Source organism: Streptomyces sp. NPDC054956 (assembly GCF_053609185.1).
Genome location: NZ_JBSGXB010000135.1, coordinates 1 through 18,965 on the forward strand (window position 1 = coordinate 1; position 18,965 = coordinate 18,965).

Sequence of the window (18,965 nt, forward strand, 5' to 3'; positions counted from 1 at the left end):
GGTTCAGTGCCGCGCGGGCTACTTCGCCCCGGCGTCGGTCCCCGGCTCCGCCGGGCCCTCCGCCTCGGCGGCCGCGGGTGCCTCGGCGTCGGCCTTCGGCGCCGCCTCAGCGGGCTCCGCCGCGGCCTCGGTCTCGGCAGCGGGCTCCGCCTTGGCGGGCTCGGCCTTCGCCTCTGCGTCGGTCCCCGGCTCCGCCGGGGTCTCCGCCTCGGCGGCCGCAGATGCCTCGGCCGCGGCCTCTGCATCCGCCTCGACCTTCGCTTCAGCCTCGACCTTCGCTTCAGCCTCGGCCTCGGCCTTGGCCTTCGCCTCGGCGTCCGCCTTCGCCTTGGCGGCCTCGGCCGCAGCCTTCGCCTCCGCCTCGGCAGCCGCAGCCGCAGCCGCAGCCGCAGCCGCAGCCTCGGCCTCGGCCTCCGCCTCGGCCTCCGCGAGAGCCGCCGCCTCCGCCAGTTCGGCCTCCGTCGGTTCCGGGGCCTTCACCGATTCCAGCAGGAGCTGGGCCACGTCCACGACCGTGACGTGTTCCTTCGCCTGGCCGTCGTTCTTCTTGCCGTTGACCGAGTCGGTCAGCATCACCAGGCAGAACGGGCAGGCCGTCGAGACGATGTCCGGGTTCAGGGACAGGGCCTCGTCGACGCGCTCGTTGTTGATGCGCTTGCCGATCCGCTCCTCCATCCACATCCGCGCGCCACCGGCGCCGCAGCAGAAGCCCCGCTCCTTGTGGCGGTGCATCTCCTGCTGGCGCAGGCCCGGCACGGCCGACATGATCTCGCGCGGCGGCGTGTAGACCTTGTTGTGCCGGCCCAGGTAGCACGGGTCGTGGTACGTGATCAGCCCGTCGACCGGGGTCACCGGCGTGAGGCGGCCCTCGTCGATCAGGTGCTGGAGCAGCTGCGTGTGGTGGATGACCTCGTACTCGCCGCCCAGCTGCGGGTACTCGTTCGCGATGGTGTTGAAGCAGTGCGGGCAGGTGGAGACGATCCGCTTCGCCGACTTCGGCTTCTTCGTCGACTCGTCCTCGTCGTCCTCGCCGAACGCCGCGTTCAGCATCGCGACGTTCTCCGAGGCCAGCTGCTGGAACAGCGGCTCGTTGCCGAGGCGGCGCGGGGAGTCACCCGTGCACTTCTCGTCGCCGCCCATGATCGCGAACTTGACGCCCGCGATGTTCAGCAGCTCCGCGAAGGCCTTCGTGGTCTTCTTCGCCCGGTCCTCGAGAGCGCCCGCGCAGCCGACCCAGTACAGGTAGTCGTACTCGGAGAGGTCCTCCGCGTCCTTGCCGATGATCGGGACCTCGAAGTCCACCTCCTTGGTCCACTCGACGCGCTGCTTCTTCGCGAGGCCCCAGGGGTTGCCCTTCTTCTCCAGGTTCTTGAGCATCGTGCCCGCCTCGGACGGGAACGCGCTCTCGATCATCACCTGGTAGCGCCGCATGTCGACGATGTGGTCGATGTGCTCGATGTCGACCGGGCACTGCTCGACGCACGCGCCGCACGTGGTGCAGGACCACAGGACGTCGGGGTCGATGACCCCGTTCTCCTCGGCCGTGCCGATCAGCGGGCGCTCGGCCTCGGCCAGCGCCGCCGCCGGCACGTTGGCCAGCTGCTCCGCCGTCGCCTTCTCGTTGCCCTCCATGTCCTTGCCGCCGCCCGCGAGCAGGTACGGGGCCTTGGCGTGCGCGTGGTCGCGCAGCGACATGATCAGGAGCTTCGGGGAGAGGGGCTTGCCCGTGTTCCAGGCCGGGCACTGCGACTGGCAGCGACCGCACTCCGTGCAGGTGGAGAAGTCGAGGATGCCCTTCCACGAGAACTGCTCGACCTGGGAGACGCCGAAGTTGTCGTCCTCGCCCGGGTCCTCGAAGTCGATGACCTTCCCGCCGCTGGTCATCGGCTGCAGCGCGCCGAGCGCCGTGGCGCCGTCCGCGTTGCGCTTGAACCAGATGTTGGGGAAGCCGAGGAAGCGGTGCCAGGCCACGCCCATGTTCGTGTTCAGCGAGACGACGATCATCCAGATCATCGAGACGCCGATCTTGATCATCGCGGTGAGGTAGATCGCGTTCTGCAGTCCGGCGAACGAGAGGCTCTTGAAGGCCAGCACCAGCGGGTACGAGGCGAAGTACGCCGGCTCGTAGCCCTCGACGTGGTGGATCGCGCCCTCGAGGCCGCGCAGGCACAGGATGGCGAGGCCGATGGTGAGGATGACGTACTCGACGAAGTACGCCTGCCAGGACTTCGAGCCGGCGAAGCGCGACTTGCGGCCGGCCCGGGAGGGCAGCGACAGCAGTCGGATCGCCATCAGCACGACGATGCCGACGACCGTCATCAGGCCGATGAACTCGGTGTAGAGCTCGAAGGGCAGGAAGTCGCCGACGATCGGCAGCAGCCAGTCCGCCTTGAAGAGCTGCCCGAACGCCTGGACCAGGGTGGGCGGCAGGGTCAGGAAGCCGATCGCGACGAACCAGTGCGCGAAGCCGACGAGGCCCCAGCGGTTCATCCGGCTGTGGCCGAGGAACTCCCGGACCAGGGTGAGCGTTCGTGCCTTCGGGTCGTCCGTACGGCTGCCGGCCGGTACGGGCTGTCCGAGCTTCACGAAGCGGTAGATCTGCGCCACGGCTCGGGCGAGCAGCGCGACGCCGACCACCGTCAGGACCAGCGACACGATGATCGCGGCGAGTTGCATGGAGGGGCTCCTCGGGCGGCACTTACTAAGCGGTAACTTATCCAGTCAAGGCTTGAGGTTACCCAGTCCCGACGCCGCAATGTAGCCGAGCGCGCGGTGATCTGCGTCGCTCAGGGTCGCCTGTGCCGCCAGGCCGCCCCCGGGGTCTGCGCGAGGATCTCCAGGTCCATTCCCAGCCAGTGGTTCTCCACATAGTGCCGGTCGAGCAGGTCCATCTCCTCCCACGGCAGGTCCGAACGTGCGCTCACCTGCCACAAACCGGTCATTCCGGGCCGTACGAGGAGCCGCTCGGACCGGCCGGGCGCGCCGTCCGCGGGCGGCGGCGGCTCCGGGCGCGGCCCGACCAGCGACATCTCCCCGCGCGCCACGTTGAGCAGCTGGGGCAGCCCGTCCAGCGCGCACCGCTCCAGCGCCGCCCCGGCCCGGCCCTTGCCGACCCGGAACCGCCAGGCCCGGTACGGCCGCCCGGCCAGTCCGGCCGCCGGTTCGCGTACGAGGACCCGTGCGCCCTGGGCCGCGTACAGCAGGCCGGCGATCAGCAGGAGGGGTACGAGGAGCACCCCGAGCAGGAGCGTCGACCCTGCGAGGTCGAGCACCCGCTTGGCAGATGGCCTGGCCGGCCGCGGGATGTGGAGGGCGGCGATGGTCAGGTGCATACCGGCACCGTGCCGGTGCCTCCGGCGGTTGTGCGGTTGCCGCGCGGCTGCGGTGACCCGTTCGGGTGCGGCGCCGCCGCCGGGGCTCCGCCCCGGACCCCGCGCCTCACGCGCCGGCGGGGCCGAATTTGGCTGATGCCCGCATGGTTGCGCGTAAGGAGCGCCTAAAGGTTGAGCCCCCTCGACTCAGCTCTGTTGACGCACGGTCCGGGTTGGTGCATTCTTGAGTCTGTTCCACTCAAGTCAGCTGGAGGAATCAAAATGGCACGTGCGGTCGGCATCGACCTGGGCACCACTAACTCCGTCGTCAGCGTTCTGGAAGGCGGCGAGCCCACCGTCATCACCAACGCCGAGGGCGCCAGGACCACGCCGTCCGTCGTCGCCTTCGCCAAGAACGGCGAGGTCCTCGTCGGCGAGGTGGCCAAGCGCCAGGCGGTCACGAACGTGGACCGGACCATCCGCTCCGTCAAGCGCCACATGGGCACTGACTGGAAGATCAACCTGGATGGCAAGGACTTCAACCCGCAGCAGATGAGCGCCTTCATCCTGCAGAAGCTGAAGCGCGACGCCGAGGCGTACCTGGGCGAGAAGGTCACGGACGCGGTCATCACCGTCCCGGCCTACTTCAACGACTCCGAGCGTCAGGCGACGAAGGAGGCCGGCGAGATCGCGGGCCTGAACGTCCTTCGCATCGTCAACGAGCCGACCGCCGCCGCCCTGGCGTACGGCCTCGACAAGGACGACCAGACCATTCTCGTCTTCGACCTCGGTGGCGGCACCTTCGACGTCTCGCTCCTCGAGATCGGCGACGGCGTCGTCGAGGTGAAGGCCACCAACGGTGACAACCACCTCGGTGGCGACGACTGGGACCAGCGCGTCGTCGACTACCTGGTGAAGCAGTTCCAGAACGGCCACGGCGTCGACCTGTCCAAGGACAAGATGGCGCTCCAGCGTCTGCGCGAGGCCGCCGAGAAGGCGAAGATCGAGCTGTCCTCCTCCACGGAGACCTCGATCAACCTGCCCTACATCACGGCTTCCGCCGAGGGCCCGCTGCACCTGGACGAGAAGCTCACGCGCGCCCAGTTCCAGCAGCTGACCGCCGACCTGCTCGAGCGCTGCAAGAACCCGTTCCACAACGTCATCAAGGACGCGGGCATCAACCTGTCCGAGATCGACCACGTGGTCCTCGTCGGCGGCTCCACCCGCATGCCGGCCGTCGCCGAGCTCGTCAAGGAGCTCACCGGCGGTCAGGACGCCAACAAGGGCGTCAACCCGGACGAGGTCGTCGCCCTCGGCGCGACCCTCCAGGCGGGCGTGCTCAAGGGTGAGGTCAAGGACGTCCTGCTCCTCGACGTGACCCCGCTGTCCCTCGGCATCGAGACCAAGGGAGGGATCATGACCAAGCTCATCGAGCGCAACACCACGATCCCGACCAAGCGGTCCGAGATCTTCACGACGGCCGAGGACAACCAGCCGTCCGTGCAGATCCAGGTCTACCAGGGCGAGCGCGAGATCGCGGCGTACAACAAGAAGCTCGGTATGTTCGAGCTGACCGGCCTGCCGCCGGCCCCGCGTGGCGTCCCGCAGATCGAGGTCTCCTTCGACATCGACGCGAACGGCATCATGCACGTGACCGCGAAGGACCTCGGCACGGGCAAGGAGCAGAAGATGACCGTCACCGGCGGCTCTTCCCTCGCCAAGGACGAGGTCGACCGCATGCGCCAGGAGGCCGAGCAGTACGCGGACGAGGATTCCCGTCGCAAGGAGGCGGCCGAGTCCCGCAACCAGGGCGAGCAGCTCGTCTACCAGACGGAGAAGTTCGTCAAGGACAACGAGGACAAGGTCCCGGCCGAGGTCAAGGACGAGGTCGAGGCCTCCATCGCCGAGCTGAAGGAAAAGCTCAAGGGCGAGGACACCGCCGAGATCCGCACCGCGACCGAGAAGCTCGCCGCGGTCAGCCAGAAGCTGGGCCAGGCGATCTACGCCGACGCGCAGGCCGCCCAGGGTGCCGCCGGTGCCGCGGGCGCCGACGCCGGCCAGGCCAAGGCCGACGACGACGTCGTCGACGCCGAGATCGTCGACGACGAGAAGCCGAAGGGCGGCGCTGCCTGATGTCGGAGGAGACCGCGGGCTTCGAGGAGAAGCCCGAAGTCCCCACCGGCGCGGGCGCGGACGACGCGGCCGCCGAGCCGAAGACCGCCGACTCCTCGAAGGAGAAGTCGGCGGCTCCGGCCGGGGACGTAAGCGCGGATGTGGCCCTGCTCGCCCAGCTGGACCAGGCCCGTACGGCGCTCGGTGAGCGCACCACGGACCTCCAGCGGTTGCAGGCGGAGTACCAGAACTACCGCCGTCGTGTGGAGCGGGACCGGATCGCCGTCAAGGAGATCGCGGTCGCGTCCCTCCTGACGGAGCTCCTCCCGACCCTGGACGACATCGGCCGGGCGCGGGAACATGGCGAGCTGGTCGGCGGCTTCAAGTCGGTGGCCGAATCGCTGGAGACCGCGGCGGCCAAGATGGGCCTGCAGCAGTTCGGCAAGGAGGGCGAGCCCTTCGACCCGACGATCCACGAGGCCCTGATGCACTCGTACGCGCCGGACGTCACCGAGGACACCTGCGTGGCGATCCTGCAGCCGGGGTACCGGATCGGCGAGCGTACGATCCGCCCCGCGCGGGTCGCGGTGGCCGAGCCCCAGCCGGGCACGGCGCCGAAGTCCGAGGCCGCGGAGGCCGATGCCTCGTCGGACCCGTCGGACAAGGACGCGGATGCCCCCGACAAGGGCTGAAGCTGAACACGTAGTACTGAAGGCACGAGAGGAGGGACACCGGGGATGAGCACGAAGGACTTCGTCGAGAAGGACTACTACAAGGTTCTCGGTGTCCCGAAGGACGCCACCGAGGCCGAGATCAAGAAGGCGTACCGGAAGCTCGCCCGCGAGTTCCACCCGGACGCCAACAAGGGCGACGCCTCGGCCGAGGAGCGCTTCAAGGAGATCTCCGAGGCGAACGACATCCTCGGCGACGCCAAGAAGCGCAAGGAGTACGACGAGGCCCGCGCCCTGTTCGGCAACGGGGGCTTCCGCCCCGGTCCGGGCGGGGGCGGCGGCTCGTTCAACTTCGACCTCGGCGACCTCTTCGGCGGTCAGCAGCCGGGCGGCGCGGGCGGCGGCTTCGGCGGCGGCCTGGGCGACGTCTTCGGTGGCCTGTTCAACCGCGGCGGCGCCGGCGCGGGTGCGGGAACCCGTACCCAGCCGCGCCGCGGCCAGGACATCGAGTCGGAGGTCACCCTCTCCTTCACGGAGGCGGTGGACGGGGCCACGGTCCCGCTCCGGATGTCCTCGCAGTCGCCCTGCAAGGCCTGCTCGGGCACCGGCGACAAGAACGGCACGCCCCGCGTGTGCCCGACCTGCGTCGGCACCGGACAGGTCTCGCGCGGCAGCGGCGGCGGCTTCTCGCTGACCGACCCCTGCGCGGACTGCAAGGGCCGCGGCCTGATCGCCGAGACCCCCTGCGACGTCTGCAAGGGCAGCGGCCGGGCCCGTTCCTCCCGCACCATGCAGGTCCGGATCCCGGCGGGGGTCTCCGACTCCCAGCGGATCCGGCTGCGCGGCAAGGGAGCCCCGGGCGAGCGCGGCGGCCCCTCCGGCGACCTCTACGTCGTCGTGCACGTCGACGCGCACCCGGTCTTCGGCCGCAAGGACGACAACCTCACGGTGACCGTCCCGGTGACGTTCGCGGAGGCGGCGCTGGGAGCCGACATCAAGGTCCCGACCCTGAACGGCCCCTCGGTGACGCTGAAGCTGCCCCCGGGCACCCCCAACGGCCGTACGATGCGGGCCCGCGGCAAGGGCGCGGTCCGCAAGGACGGCACCCGCGGCGACCTGCTCGTCACGGTGGAGGTGGCGGTCCCGGCCGAGTCCGAGCTGAACGACAAGGCCCGTGAGGCCCTGGAGCTGTACCGCGAGGCGATGGAGTCCCAGGACCCGCGCTCCGCGCTGTTCGAGTCCGCGAAGGGAGCATGACATGGACGGCCGCCGCAGGAGCCACTACCAGCTCACGGACGACACACCGGTGTACGTGATCTCGGTGGCCGCCCAGCTCTCGGGTCTGCACCCGCAGACCCTGCGCCAGTACGACCGCCTCGGCCTGGTCTCCCCGGACCGCACGGCCGGGCGCGGCCGGCGCTACTCGGCCCGCGACATCGAGCTGCTCCGCACGGTGCAGGCGCTGTCGCAGGACGAGGGCATCAACCTGGCCGGTATCAAGCGGATCATCGAGCTGGAGAACCAGGTCGCCGCGCTCCAGCAGCGCGTGGCCGAGCTCTCCAGCGCGGTCGACGGCGCGGCCGCCGTCCTCCAGCAGCGCGAGGCCCAGGTCCACGCCTCGTACCGCCGCGACCTGGTCCCGTACCAGCCCCCGCATCCGGGCAACGCCCTGGTGGTCTGGCGTCCGGCCCCGAAGCGCCCGCTGGACTGAGCCCGTCCCGCAGACGGACCCGTACGTACGAGGAAGGCCCCGCCCGGATGATCCGGGCGGGGCCTTCCTCATGTACCAGGTCCGGCCCGACATGGTCTCGGGCCGGCCGCCGGCGTACTCGGCGGTGCTGGAGTGCGGAGATGTACATCCACCCGGGGGTCGGAACCGGCCAGTTCGACGTGTGCCGCCGGCAATGCCGACGCCGGCTGCGAGTGGCTCATTCAGGGCGGCACGCCCGCGTTCCGCGCCCTGCGCGCCGCCCTCAGAGCTCGTGGTCCTCCAGGATTCCCGACTGTGCGATGAGGAAGCCGAGTTGGGCCCGGCTGCCGCTGCCCAGCGAGGCCGCCAGCTTGGCGATGTGGGCCCGGCAGGTCCGTACGTTCATCCCCAGCCGGCGCGCGATGGCCTCGTCCACGTGCCCCTCGATGAGGAGCTGGGCGATGGACCGCTGGACGCCTGAGATGCCGCCGGGGGTGTGCCGGTAGGTGACCTCCGCCGTCAGCGGCACGGCGCGGTGCCACAGCTGCTCGAACACCTTGATGAGGTAGTCGACCAGCCCCGGATGGCGCAGCTCCAGGGCCGTGCGCCGGTCGTCGCTGGTGGGGATGAACGCCACGGTGCGGTCGAAGATCATGAGACGCTCTATGAGTTCCTCGAGCGTGCGGATCTCCACCTTCCCCGCGGAGATCCGGTCCACGTAGGCGAGCGTGCCCTGGCTGTGCCGCACCGTGTGCTGGTAGAGCGTACGGATCCGCACCCCGCGGTTGACCAGTGGCGCGGCGCGCTCCAGCGCCTCCGTGAGCACGGATGTGGAGCGGGCCCCGCCCGGCTGTACGGTCAGCACTTCGGTGTGGCACTCGGCGGTGGCCATGTCGAGGGCCGCGTGGATCTGGTCGAAGCCCTCCAGCACGGTGATGGCGTGGGTGTTCGCGGGGCTCTGGGCGCTGATGGCCAGAAACGGCTCGAATGCGTCGGTGAGATCTATGGTGTCTCGGCGGCGGTCCTGAATCTCGCGTTCGAGCGGGTGGAGCCGCTGGGCGAGTGCGACGGACGGCGGAACCGCGCGCAGTTGGTTCGCGTCATCGGGGTCGGGTCTCAGTAGAGCGAATTCGAGCAGGCAGGGGGCGTTCTCGACTTCGCTGCGCGCGACCCGGCCGGTGCTCAGCGCCGCCGTGTAGAGCCGCGTCCCCTCGGTGCACATGGACGTGACGGGGTGGGGATGTGTCGGTTTTGTGTCGCTTCTGGGCAAATCTCCACCCCCCAGGGTCCTGAACATGCAAGAACATGATGCATCGTCCCTGTGGCAGTGACGTGCCCGAATGAGCCATCGTCTGACACGCGGGGGAGAAGATTTCCATCAAGTGAGGACGAAGCCGACCATGTACAAGAGAATGCTTCGCTCGGTACTTGCCATTGGGTTCTCCGCTGTTGCGGTCTTTGGGGCAGTCAGTGCCGTCGGCGGGGACGTGGGGGGCACCGACACGCTCGCCGGGACGATAGGCAAGCCGGATCTCGGCTGGGACTCGGCTCCCAACGATCTCGGCACTGCCACCACCGCATCCACCAACGACCTTGGCTGGGACTGATGACCCCCGACGACAGCGGCTTCCGCCGCGAAATGGCCTCCGCGTACCGCTCGGGCTGGCAGTTCATCGATCTCACCAGCGCCATTCCTTATGCCGGTGACTCGCTGAAGGTCACCCTGTTCGGTCAGCCGATCATCGTCGTCCGCGAGGAGGACGAGGACGTCCGGGCCTACCGGTGTCTTCGTCGCCCGCGCGGCGCCCCGCAGCCCGTCCGCTGCGAAATCCGGTACGGCATGGTCTTCGTCAATCTGGACCAGCGTGATCACCAGCTGTTTGAGCCCGAATCCGCCGCCACCCCCCGCAGTGCCTGAAGCGATTCCCCCGTCGTCGCCGATCGCTCAGGCGCTACCCCCACACAGCGACGCCATCGTGGACCTGACCACGATGGCGTCGCTGTGATGTCCGTGTCCAGTAGTTGAACCGGACAAGGTCGAACAAAGCGCGGCCGGAGTGCCCGCCTATGCCCGCCCCATCGCCCGGTCCAGGGTGATCTCCATGACCACGCGGTCCGGGTTCGGCGACGGCGTCCGCCCGTAGCGCTCCGCGTAGCGGCGTACCGCCTCCGCGACCGAGGCCTCGTCCGTACGGATCACCGCGCGGCCCTCCAGGGTCGCCCAGCGGCGCCCCTCCATCTGGCACACCGCGACCCGGGCCCCGCCCCGCGCGCCGGCGTCCGTGCCCTGCGCCGCCAGGACGTTGCGGATCTTCTTGCTGTGCTTGTTGCTGATCACCCGCGCCAGCCCGGCTTCCGGGTCGTACGTCACGCCCACCGGAACCACGTGCGGGGTGCCGTCGGGGCGCGGGGTCGTCAGGGTGCACACGTGCCGCTCCCGCCAGAAGGCGAGGTACTCGGGCGTCGGGTTGAGTACGTCATGAGCTGTGGAGGATGCCGACATGTCCGAAGGGTACGATCCCCAGCCTTGAGTGGAATAGACTCAACTTTGTGCAGGTTATCCGTGTGAACCAGGGTGAACTGAACTACCGGCAAGCCCGCACACCGACGGATGGAGAGGAGAAGCAGCCGTGGACGCCGAGCTGACCAACAGGAGCCGGGACGCACTGAACGCGGCCACCAGCAGGGCCGTCAAGGACGGACACGCGGACCTGACCCCCGCGCACCTGCTGCTGGCGCTGCTCGCCGGCGAGGACAACGAGAACGTCACCGACCTGCTGGTCGCGACCGACGCCGACCTGGTCGCCGTACGCACCGGGGCCGAGCGGCTGCTCGCCGCCCTGCCCAGCGTCACGGGCTCCACGGTCGCGCCCCCGCAGCCCACGCGCGAGCTGCTCGCCGTACTGGCCGAGGCCGACGCGCAGGCCGGGAAGCTCGGCGACGAGTACCTCTCCACCGAACACCTGCTCATCGCCATCGCCGCCAAGGGCGGCGCGGCCGGTGAGCTCCTGACCACCCAGGGCGCGAGCGCGAAGAAGCTGCTCGCCGCCTTCGAGAACGCACGAGGAGGACGGCGGGTGACCTCCCCCGACCCCGAGGGCCAGTACAAGGCCCTGGAGAAGTTCGGCACCGACTTCACGGCGGCCGCCCGCGAGGGCAAGCTCGACCCGGTCATCGGCCGCGACCAGGAGATCCGGCGCGTCGTCCAGGTCCTCTCCCGCCGCACGAAGAACAACCCGGTGCTCATCGGCGAGCCCGGCGTCGGCAAGACGGCCGTCGTCGAGGGCCTCGCCCAGCGCATCGTCAAGGGCGACGTCCCGGAGTCCCTGAAGAACAAGCGGCTCGTCTCCCTCGACCTCGGCGCCATGGTCGCCGGCGCCAAGTACCGCGGCGAGTTCGAGGAGCGCCTCAAGACCGTCCTCTCGGAGATCAAGTCCAGCGACGGCCAGATCATCACCTTCATCGACGAGCTGCACACGGTCGTCGGCGCGGGCGCCGGCGGCGACTCCGCCATGGACGCGGGCAACATGCTCAAGCCCATGCTGGCCCGCGGCGAACTGCGCATGGTCGGTGCGACCACCCTCGACGAGTACCGCGAGCGGATCGAGAAGGACCCGGCGCTGGAGCGGCGCTTCCAGCAGGTGCTGGTCGCCGAGCCGAGCGTCGAGGACACCATCGCGATCCTGCGCGGGCTCAAGGGCCGCTACGAGGCCCACCACAAGGTGGTCATCAACGACAGCGCCCTGGTGGCCGCGGCCACCCTCTCCGACCGGTACATCACCTCCCGGTTCCTGCCCGACAAGGCCATCGACCTCGTCGACGAGGCCGCGTCCCGGCTGCGCATGGAGATCGACTCCTCCCCGCTGGAGATCGACGAGCTCCAGCGCTCCGTGGACCGCCTGCGGATGGAGGAGCTGGCCCTGAACAACGAGTCGGACCCCGCCTCCCGCGAGCGCCTCGACAAGATCCGCAAGGACCTCGCCGACAAGGAGGAGGACCTGCGGGGCCTCACCGCCCGCTGGGAGAAGGAGAAGCAGTCCCTCAACCGGGTCGGCGAGCTCAAGGAGCGCCTGGACGACCTGCGCGGCCAGGCCGAGCGGGCCCAGCGCGACGGCGACTTCGACACCGCCTCCCAGCTGCTCTACGGGGAGATCCCGGCCCTGGAGCGCGAGCTGGAGGAGGCCACCGAGGCCGAGGCCGAGGTCTCCAAGGACACGATGGTCAAGGACGAGGTCGGCCCGGACGACATCGCCGACGTCGTGGGCGCCTGGACGGGCATCCCGGCCGGCCGCCTGCTGGAGGGCGAGACCCAGAAGCTCCTGCGCATGGAGGAGGAGCTGGGCCGCCGCCTGATCGGCCAGGGCGAGGCCGTGCGGGCCGTCTCCGACGCCGTACGCCGCACCCGCGCGGGCATCGCGGACCCGGACCGCCCGACCGGCTCGTTCCTCTTCCTCGGCCCCACGGGCGTCGGCAAGACGGAGCTGGCCAAGGCCCTCGCCGACTTCCTCTTCGACGACGAGCGGGCGATGGTCCGCATCGACATGTCGGAGTACTCCGAGAAGCACAGCGTGGCCCGGCTCGTCGGGGCGCCGCCCGGGTACGTGGGCTACGAGGAGGGCGGCCAGCTGACGGAGGCCGTCCGGCGCCGTCCGTACTCGGTGGTCCTGCTGGACGAGGTGGAGAAGGCCCACCCCGAGGTCTTCGACATCCTGCTCCAGGTCCTCGACGACGGCCGCCTCACCGACGGCCAGGGCCGGACCGTGGACTTCCGCAACACCATCCTGATCCTGACCTCGAACCTGGGCAGCCAGTTCTTGATGGATCCCTCCACAGCTGTGGAGGAGAAGAAGGCCCGGGTCCTGGACGTGGTCAGGGCCTCCTTCAAGCCGGAGTTCCTCAACCGCCTCGACGACCTGGTGGTCTTCTCCGCCCTCAGCGAGTCCGAGCTGGCCCACATCGCGGAGCTCCAGATCGGCCGCCTCGCCAAGCGGCTGGCCGACCGCCGGCTCACCCTGGACGTCACGCCCGAGGCCCTGGCCTGGCTGGCGGACAAGGGCAACGACCCGGCGTACGGCGCCCGCCCGCTGCGCCGCCTGATCCAGACGGCGATCGGCGACCGCCTGGCCAAGGAGATCCTCTCCGGCGAGGTCAAGGACGGGGACACCGTCCGCGTCGCCGTGGCGGGGGACGACCTCCTGGTGGGCAAGGCGCTCTGATCCCCTCCAAGGGCCCCCGAACGGACACACGTCCTCTTACGGGGGCCCTACTCCTGTCCGCCCGGAGCGGATCGTGGCTGCGGGGGTGGACACGGGGTGGGCGCGATGGGGGAGGATGGCCGCATCCGCACGAAGGGAAGTCACACGGTGAGCATCGACCCGGCCTCGATTCCGAACTTCGGAGGGCAGCAGCCCGATCCGCAGGCCACAGGACCGGCGGGCCCCGTCGTCCCCGACCAGGACCTCGTGAAGCAGCTCCTGGAGCAGATGGAGCTCAAGTACGTCGTCGACGACGAGGGTGACCTCGCGGCGCCGTGGGAGGACTTCCGCACGTACTTCATGTTCCGCGGCGAGGACGAGCAGCAGGTCTTCTCCGTACGGACCTTCTACGACCGCCCGCACAAGATCGAGGAGAAGGCCCAGCTCCTCGAGTCGATCGACGACTGGAACCGCCGCACGCTGTGGCCGAAGGTCTACAGCCACACGCACGACGACGGCTCCGTCCGCCTGATCGGCGAGGCGCAGATGCTCATCGGCACCGGCGTCAGCCTGGAGCACTTCGTGTCCTCCACGGTCAGCTGGGTCCGCGCGTCGATCGAGTTCGACAAGTGGCTCGTCGAGCAGTTCGGCCTGGAGAAGGAAGTCGACTCCGCGTCCGACGACAAGGACGGCGAGGACGGCGACAGCGAGACCAACTAGGTCTCCGTCGCTCCCCTCACGGAGCCACCCCGGACGCGAGCAGCAGGTACGGCCCGTATCCGTAGCTGAGCCCGGCCAGCACCGCGGTCACCACGACCGCGGTGCGCGGCCGGGCTTTCGCCATGAGGGCCGCCACCGGCAGCAGCAGCGGGAACGCGGGCAGCAGGAACCGCGGCTTCGATTCGAAGAACCCGGCGCCGCCGTAGGTCATCAGCAGCAGGACGCCGGTGTACACGAGCAGCGGCAGCGGGGTCCGGCGGTCCGCCGCCAGCAGGCCGGCGAGCACCAGCGCGGCCACCAGCAGCACCACCGTCACGTACGTGGCGAGCTCCACGTGCGCGCCGGTCAGCGCGTGCCGGGCCGAGGCCAGCGCCCCGGCCCCGAAGTCGAAGCGCGAGCCCCAGCCGCTCTGCACGGCGAAGTACCCGCCGAGCGGATCACCCCGGTGCACGCCGACCAGCAGGACGTACGAGGCCCAGCCCGCGGGAGCCGCGAGCGCGGCGGCCCACACCCGCGCGGGCGCGCGGCCCCGCCGCAGGAAGACCTCGTACGCGGCGGCCGCCACCACGGCGGCGGCGACCGCGATCCCGGTGGGCCGGGTCAGCCCGGCGAGCACGGCCAGCCCCGCCGCCCACCCCCAGCGGCCCCGCAGCAGGGCGTACAGGGCCCAGGCGGCGAAGGCGGCCAGCAGGGCCTCGGTGTAGGCCAGGGTCAGCATCAGGGCGTGCGGGAGCACGGCCCACAGCGCCACGAGCAGCAGCCCGGCGCGGGCCCCCAGCAGATGCGCCCCCACCCGGTACACCCCGACGGCCGCCGCACCGGCTGCGACCCAGGCGACGGCGATCGCGGCGGTGGTCAGGGAGCCCGGCAGCACCAGGGAGGCGCAGCGGATGAGGACGGGGTAGAGCGGGAAGAAGGCGGAGTCGCTCTGCACGGACCCGATCGCGGGCCAGATCTGGGTCCGGCCGTAGCCGTGCTCGGCGATCCGCAGGTACCAGACGGAGTCCCAGGACTCTCCGAGCACCCGTACGGGGCTGCGCCCGGCCCACCAGGCCGCGACGGCGACGGCCAGCACCCCGGCCCCGCGCACGGCGGCGTACACCCCGAGGGCGAGCAGGAGGCCCCGGCGGCCCCCGGGCCGGCTCCCGCCGGCCCCGGTGCGGCCCGTGGGCCCGGTGCGGCCGACGCGTCCGCGGAGCCCGGTCCGTATGCCGCTCGACACCGTCGCCATGCATCCCGACTTTCCTGGTCTCGCCTGAGTACGCTCATCGGATGATGAGAGCTTCCGGCACGTTCAAGGTCGTCAGCTTCACTCCGGCACCGCTCACCCCGGACCCTCCGGTGGAGACGGGGCTCCCGGTCGGAGTCGCCACGATGGAGAAACACTACGAGGGCGAAACCCTCACGGGTCGCTCGGCCACGCTCTTCACGGCCGCCTTCGACCAGGAGGCGGGCGTCGGCAGCTACGTGGCCATGGAGTCCTTCGAAGGCGCCCTCGCCGGCCGCGAGGGCGCCTTCAACTTCGTCCACTCGGCCGCCACGGACGGCGGCCCCACCCGCGGCGCCGAACACTTCGCGATCGTCCCGGGCAGCGGCACGGCCGCCCTGAAGGGCATCACGGGCGCGGGCGGCCTGCGCGTCGACGAGGACGGCACCCACCGCATCTGGTTCGACTACGACCTCCCGTAGCCCGGCCCCGGCGCCCTCGGGGGCCTCCGCCCCGGGGCGCGGCCCGGCTCAGAGGCGGCGCAGGCGCTGAACCGCCTCCTCCAGGACGTCCGTGCGCTTGCAGAAGGGCAAGGCATGAGCACGGAGCACCAGGGAAAACTCTGGCACTCAGAACACAATCTGAGTACAGTCTGAGTATGAGCCTTGCTTACCTGGGAGCCGAGCCCGAATCGGTTTCGTTCACGGATCTGTCGAGAAACCCGAAGGCCGTAGCCGCCCGGGCTGCCGCCCTCGGCGCTCTGCGTGTCACGCATCGGGATGCGCCCGACATGGTGCTGACGACGGCCGTGCACGCGGAGCGCACCGAGGAGAACCTCACGACGGCGTCGCGGCTCTTCCTCGCACTCATGAAGCACGATGACGGAGCCCGGTCGCTCCTGCTGGCGCTGCCCGAAGTCTTCCCGTGGGTGCGGCACCTGGACGACGAAGAGATGCGCGCGTTCACCGTGGAACTTCTGGAAGCGTTTTCCGATGCGGCGGAGCTGGGTGCGCGGGAGGCCGTGCACCGCGCGCTCGTCTCCTGGAGGGCGACGGCTCGTATCAACGCGGATCCGGAGCAGCTCAAGGAGGCTTTGCGTCCGCTCGACGGGGATGACCTGGGGCCGGTCGAGGTGGGCGGGTGAGCCCGAAGAAGGGCGATCGGGTCAGCGTTCCACCCCTGAGCGGATGGAACGTCGTCTTCGGGACCACGGAGGCGGTGACGGGGTGGGAGGAGCTGTGTCGCGTGGCACTGCCCAGTGCCCACCGGTGCCTGGAGGCGTTGCGGACCGACCCGGTGTCGCGTGACAACTGGAATCGTCAGCACCAGTTGCGCGGGAGGCTCGCGACCAAGGAGTGGAAGGGCTCCGCGCTGGAGCAGTGGGAGTTCGAGGTCACGAGTGGCGGCCGCGTGCGCTACCTGGTCAGCCCTGAGACGTCGACCGTAGTCATGGTCTACGCGTCCACGAGACACCCCAAGGACACCGAGTAACTCGTGCTGCCCGTGCGGCACGGGCACCGGCTGAGAGGCCGGGCCCTGTGCCCGCACGTCCATCTGGCTCGCGCTCAGCGAGTCAGCCGACCGAGGCGCTGAACCGCCTCCTCCAGGACGTCCGTGCGCTTGCAGAAGGCCCAGCGGACCTGGGTGGCGCCCGCCGCCTTGTCGTCGTAGAAGACCTGGTTCGGAATGGCCACCACCCCGCACCGCTCGGGCAGCGCCCGGCAGAAGGCCAGGCCGTCCGTCTCGCCGAGCGGGGTGATGTCCGTGGTGAGGAAGTACGTGCCCTGCGGGCGGTAGACCTCGAAGCCGGCCGCCGCGAGGCCTTCGGCGAGCAGGTCGCGCTTGGCGGCCAGGTCCGCGCGGAAGGACGCGAAGTAGGAGTCCGGCAGGGCCAGGGCCTCCGCGATCGCGTACTGGAAGGGGCCGGAGGAGACGTAGGTCAGGAACTGCTTCGCCGAGCGGACCGCCGTCACCAGCTCCGGGGTCCCGGTCACCCAGCCGACCTTCCAGCCGGTGAAGGAGAAGGACTTCCCGGCGGAGGAGATGGTGAGCGTGCGCTCGCGCATGCCCGGCAGGCCGGCCAGCGGGGTGTGGGCGCCCTCGAAGACCAGGTGCTCGTACACCTCGTCCGTGACGACCAGCAGGTCGCGGGAGACCGCCAGCTCCGCGACCGCGGCCAGCTCGGCGGGGGTCAGGACGGTGCCCGTCGGGTTGTGCGGGGTGTTCAGCAGCAGCAGCCGGGTGCGCGGGGTCACCGCCGCGCGCAGCGCGTCCACGTCCAGGCGGAAGTCCGGGGCGCGCAGGGTGAGCGGGACGCGGACCGCGCCGGCCATCGCGATGCAGGCGGCGTACGAGTCGTAGAAGGGTTCGAGGGCGATGACCTCGTCACCCGGTTCGAGGAGGGCGAGCAGCGAGGCCGCGATGGCCTCCGTGGCGCCCGCCGTGACCAGGACCTCGGTGTCCGGGTCGTAGTCCAGGCCGTAGAAGCGCTGCTGGTGGCCGGCGATCGCGGTACGCAGCTCCGGGACGCCGGGGCCCGGCGGGTACTGGTTCCCGCGGCCGTCGTGGATCGCGCGCGCCGCCGCCTCGGCGATCTCTGCCGGGCCGTCGGTGTCGGGAAAACCCTGGCCGAGGTTGATCGACCCGGTGGCGGTGGCCAGCGCGGACATCTCCGCGAAGATCGTCGTGCCGAAGGCCGCCAGACGGCGGTTCAGGAAGGGGCGGTTGCTGCGTGCTGGAGCGCTCATGGGCGCCATCCTGCGGGGAAGCTCTGGACTTGCTCAAGTGTGCTTTGGGCCGAGCCGGCCGAGGGCATCCCCCGGTTACGCGGGACGACAGGGGATCCCGCACCCCCGGGGGACCGGGGGATGAAGGAAGGGGGGACGAGCATGGTGGTCGTCCTGGTCTTGGTCGGCATTGCCGTGTGCATCGGCTTCATCATGATCGTGGTGGTGTCGGTCCGCGCGGCCCGCAACGGGTACGCGTCCGGTGGTTCGGGCGGTTCCGGCAGCAGCAGCAGCAACAACAGCTGGTGGGCGGGTGGCGGCGACAGCGGGGGCGGCGGATCGTCCTGCGGTTCCTCGTCGTCCTCGTGCGGTTCCTCGTCCTCCTGCGGCTCCTCCTCGTCCTCCTGCGGCGGCGGCGGAGGATGCGGTTCCAGCTGACACGGGGCAGCATGGATCCGTGGCCTCCGCCGCCGAACGAGCCGGAACGAGCCGGAGCGAGCCGGAACCAGGCGGATCGAGCCGGAACGAGTCGGATCGAGCCGGACGCCCGGGGGAGCAACTTCCTTCGGGCGTCTTCTTGTTCGGGGCGCCGGTGCCGCGGATTACGGCGTACGGGCGGTTGTTGTTGAACACGTGAACTGGGTAGCCCCCGAGGGGATGTAAACCCCGTCAAGTTGGGTAAAAACGCTGTGAGTGCCGTGCCTTTCATGATTCCCTCGGTTGAGTAGACCAGTCCTCGGACCTCCCTGGACTTCCTGTGGACCCGTGCCGGTGTCCCCCCACCCGTTGACTACCGCTGGCGGGCCCCGGCCCATCTCCCTCGCGCGTTTGCGGAGCCGACTCATGCTCACGACCCTCCAGACCACCTACACCGACACGCGTGCCGCCGATCTCGCCTGGGCCCTGGGTCGGGACCGGCTGCCCGCCCTGGCCGTACTGAACCTCGAACTGGGTGGCGCGAAAGTGGAGTTGCGCCTGCTCGGAGCCTCCCATCAGGTGCTCCTGGAGGAGGGTGACGTGTACTGCTCGGAGACCGTCGCCTGCATGCCCGGCAGCAGTACCCCCCTCCCGCTCGGCGTGGCCAAGCGGGTCGGCGACTGGGAGTACGAGTTCGCCGCGCGGGTCGAGACCCTCTCGCGCGGCTCCTTCGCGGGGCGGGCGCAGGAACTGCTCGCTCTGGTCGCCGATCACCCGAACGGGCTGGCCGGCACCTTCCCGGGCAGCCCGCACGCCTTCACCGCCATGCTCGCCCAGCGCTACGAGGGGCAGGTCCGGTGGCGGACCTGGCACGCCTACCCGCAGGAGGGGCAGCTGGTGGCCACCCGTACCCCGA

The 18,965-nt window shown here is 70.3% G+C and carries 18 protein-coding genes and 1 pseudogene; 13 read left to right on the forward strand and 6 right to left on the reverse strand.

The window, feature by feature from the left end; genetic code table 11:
- Positions 1–459: 459 nt before the first annotated feature.
- A pseudogene (locus ACWGDE_RS21320) lies at positions 460–2,676 on the reverse strand ((Fe-S)-binding protein); the annotation flags it as partial.
- A gap of 110 nt (positions 2,677–2,786) precedes the next feature.
- Positions 2,787–3,332: a sugar transferase gene (locus ACWGDE_RS21325; protein WP_453390570.1), complete on the reverse strand. Its 546-nt coding sequence runs from the start codon at positions 3,330–3,332 to the stop codon at positions 2,787–2,789.
- A gap of 261 nt (positions 3,333–3,593) precedes the next feature.
- Here ACWGDE_RS21325 and dnaK point away from each other — a divergent pair, with 261 nt between their 5' ends.
- From dnaK to ACWGDE_RS21345, 4 genes are read left to right on the forward strand one after another with little or no spacing between them, the layout of a single operon-like run.
- A complete protein-coding gene (dnaK, locus tag ACWGDE_RS21330) occupies positions 3,594–5,444 on the forward strand; it encodes a molecular chaperone DnaK (protein WP_453390571.1) in 1,851 nt (616 codons plus the stop codon).
- Positions 5,444–6,115 (forward strand): nucleotide exchange factor GrpE, encoded by a 672-nt coding sequence (grpE, locus tag ACWGDE_RS21335; RefSeq protein WP_453390572.1) that lies wholly within the window; start codon positions 5,444–5,446, stop codon positions 6,113–6,115. The genes dnaK and grpE overlap by 1 nt, the downstream gene beginning before the upstream one ends.
- Positions 6,116–6,160: 45 nt before the next feature.
- Positions 6,161–7,351: a molecular chaperone DnaJ gene (dnaJ, locus tag ACWGDE_RS21340; RefSeq protein WP_453390573.1), complete on the forward strand. Its 1,191-nt coding sequence runs from the start codon at positions 6,161–6,163 to the stop codon at positions 7,349–7,351.
- A gap of 1 nt (position 7,352) precedes the next feature.
- Positions 7,353–7,805, forward strand: a complete 453-nt coding sequence (locus tag ACWGDE_RS21345) for a heat shock protein transcriptional repressor HspR (RefSeq protein ID WP_453390574.1) — start codon at positions 7,353–7,355, stop codon at positions 7,803–7,805.
- 262 nt (positions 7,806–8,067) lie between these two features.
- On the opposite strand, the gene ACWGDE_RS21350 is transcribed toward ACWGDE_RS21345, so the two are convergent.
- Entirely contained in the window at positions 8,068–9,081 is a 1,014-nt protein-coding gene (locus ACWGDE_RS21350) for a helix-turn-helix transcriptional regulator (protein WP_453390575.1), read from the reverse strand.
- A gap of 103 nt (positions 9,082–9,184) precedes the next feature.
- Here ACWGDE_RS21350 and ACWGDE_RS21355 point away from each other — a divergent pair, with 103 nt between their 5' ends.
- The gene (locus ACWGDE_RS21355; protein WP_453390576.1) at positions 9,185–9,391 is read left to right on the forward strand and encodes a hypothetical protein; all 207 of its coding nucleotides are present in this window, start codon (positions 9,185–9,187) and stop codon (positions 9,389–9,391) included.
- Positions 9,391–9,702 (forward strand): Rieske (2Fe-2S) protein, encoded by a 312-nt coding sequence (locus ACWGDE_RS21360; RefSeq protein ID WP_112446227.1) that lies wholly within the window; start codon positions 9,391–9,393, stop codon positions 9,700–9,702. The genes ACWGDE_RS21355 and ACWGDE_RS21360 overlap by 1 nt, the downstream gene beginning before the upstream one ends.
- 147 nt (positions 9,703–9,849) lie before the next feature.
- On the opposite strand, the gene ACWGDE_RS21365 is transcribed toward ACWGDE_RS21360, so the two are convergent.
- Positions 9,850–10,287 (reverse strand): pyridoxamine 5'-phosphate oxidase family protein, encoded by a 438-nt coding sequence (locus ACWGDE_RS21365; RefSeq protein WP_453390577.1) that lies wholly within the window; start codon positions 10,285–10,287, stop codon positions 9,850–9,852.
- 127 nt (positions 10,288–10,414) lie between these two features.
- On the opposite strand from ACWGDE_RS21365, the gene clpB reads away from it, so the two are divergent.
- Together clpB and ACWGDE_RS21375 are read left to right on the forward strand one after the other, a co-directional pair.
- On the forward strand, positions 10,415–13,000 hold the full coding sequence (gene clpB / locus ACWGDE_RS21370; RefSeq protein ID WP_453390578.1) for an ATP-dependent chaperone ClpB: 2,586 nt from the start codon (positions 10,415–10,417) through the stop codon (positions 12,998–13,000).
- Positions 13,001–13,147: 147 nt separating this feature from the next.
- A complete protein-coding gene (locus ACWGDE_RS21375; RefSeq protein WP_453390579.1) occupies positions 13,148–13,699 on the forward strand; it encodes a YbjN domain-containing protein in 552 nt (183 codons plus the stop codon).
- Between the two features lie 16 nt (positions 13,700–13,715).
- Here ACWGDE_RS21375 and ACWGDE_RS21380 read toward each other — a convergent pair whose 3' ends face one another.
- Positions 13,716–14,930, reverse strand: coding sequence for a mannosyltransferase family protein (locus ACWGDE_RS21380; RefSeq protein WP_453390580.1), 1,215 nt, complete (start codon positions 14,928–14,930; stop codon positions 13,716–13,718).
- Positions 14,931–14,974: 44 nt separating this feature from the next.
- Here ACWGDE_RS21380 and ACWGDE_RS21385 point away from each other — a divergent pair, with 44 nt between their 5' ends.
- The 3 genes from ACWGDE_RS21385 to ACWGDE_RS21395 all read left to right on the forward strand — a co-directional run bounded on the left by ACWGDE_RS21385 (position 14,975) and on the right by ACWGDE_RS21395 (position 16,397).
- Positions 14,975–15,388, forward strand: a complete 414-nt coding sequence (locus tag ACWGDE_RS21385) for a DUF3224 domain-containing protein (protein WP_453390586.1) — start codon at positions 14,975–14,977, stop codon at positions 15,386–15,388.
- Positions 15,389–15,564: 176 nt separating this feature from the next.
- A complete protein-coding gene (locus tag ACWGDE_RS21390) occupies positions 15,565–16,050 on the forward strand; it encodes a prevent-host-death family protein (protein WP_453390581.1) in 486 nt (161 codons plus the stop codon).
- Between the two features lie 101 nt (positions 16,051–16,151).
- A complete protein-coding gene (locus ACWGDE_RS21395; protein WP_453390582.1) occupies positions 16,152–16,397 on the forward strand; it encodes a hypothetical protein in 246 nt (81 codons plus the stop codon).
- A 74-nt stretch (positions 16,398–16,471) separates the two neighbouring features.
- On the opposite strand, the gene ACWGDE_RS21400 is transcribed toward ACWGDE_RS21395, so the two are convergent.
- Positions 16,472–17,662: a pyridoxal phosphate-dependent aminotransferase gene (locus ACWGDE_RS21400; RefSeq protein ID WP_453390583.1), complete on the reverse strand. Its 1,191-nt coding sequence runs from the start codon at positions 17,660–17,662 to the stop codon at positions 16,472–16,474.
- 132 nt (positions 17,663–17,794) lie between these two features.
- Here ACWGDE_RS21400 and ACWGDE_RS21405 point away from each other — a divergent pair, with 132 nt between their 5' ends.
- Both ACWGDE_RS21405 and ACWGDE_RS21410 read left to right on the forward strand, forming a co-directional pair.
- On the forward strand, positions 17,795–18,070 hold the full coding sequence (locus ACWGDE_RS21405) for a hypothetical protein (protein WP_453390584.1): 276 nt from the start codon (positions 17,795–17,797) through the stop codon (positions 18,068–18,070).
- Between the two features lie 405 nt (positions 18,071–18,475).
- Positions 18,476–18,965: DUF2617 family protein (locus tag ACWGDE_RS21410; RefSeq protein ID WP_453390585.1), on the forward strand; the 490-nt coding region annotated here is incomplete at its 3' end.

Bases quoted from the DNA above. Each gene is read 5' to 3' on its own strand.
- ACWGDE_RS21325 (WP_453390570.1), bottom strand. From the start codon at position 3,332: ATGCACCTGACCATCGCCGCCCTCCACATCCCGCGGCCGGCCAGGCCA.
- dnaK (WP_453390571.1), top strand. From the start codon at position 3,594: ATGGCACGTGCGGTCGGCATCGACCTGGGCACCACTAACTCCGTCGTC.
- grpE (WP_453390572.1), top strand. From the start codon at position 5,444: ATGTCGGAGGAGACCGCGGGCTTCGAGGAGAAGCCCGAAGTCCCCACC.
- dnaJ (WP_453390573.1), top strand. From the start codon at position 6,161: ATGAGCACGAAGGACTTCGTCGAGAAGGACTACTACAAGGTTCTCGGT.
- ACWGDE_RS21345 (WP_453390574.1), top strand. From the start codon at position 7,353: ATGGACGGCCGCCGCAGGAGCCACTACCAGCTCACGGACGACACACCG.
- ACWGDE_RS21350 (WP_453390575.1), bottom strand. From the start codon at position 9,081: ATGTTCAGGACCCTGGGGGGTGGAGATTTGCCCAGAAGCGACACAAAA.
- ACWGDE_RS21355 (WP_453390576.1), top strand. From the start codon at position 9,185: ATGTACAAGAGAATGCTTCGCTCGGTACTTGCCATTGGGTTCTCCGCT.
- ACWGDE_RS21360 (WP_112446227.1), top strand. From the start codon at position 9,391: ATGACCCCCGACGACAGCGGCTTCCGCCGCGAAATGGCCTCCGCGTAC.
- ACWGDE_RS21365 (WP_453390577.1), bottom strand. From the start codon at position 10,287: ATGTCGGCATCCTCCACAGCTCATGACGTACTCAACCCGACGCCCGAG.
- ACWGDE_RS21380 (WP_453390580.1), bottom strand. From the start codon at position 14,930: ATGGCGACGGTGTCGAGCGGCATACGGACCGGGCTCCGCGGACGCGTC.
- ACWGDE_RS21385 (WP_453390586.1), top strand. From the start codon at position 14,975: ATGAGAGCTTCCGGCACGTTCAAGGTCGTCAGCTTCACTCCGGCACCG.
- ACWGDE_RS21390 (WP_453390581.1), top strand. From the start codon at position 15,565: ATGAGCCTTGCTTACCTGGGAGCCGAGCCCGAATCGGTTTCGTTCACG.
- ACWGDE_RS21400 (WP_453390583.1), bottom strand. From the start codon at position 17,662: ATGGCGCCCATGAGCGCTCCAGCACGCAGCAACCGCCCCTTCCTGAAC.
- ACWGDE_RS21405 (WP_453390584.1), top strand. From the start codon at position 17,795: ATGGTGGTCGTCCTGGTCTTGGTCGGCATTGCCGTGTGCATCGGCTTC.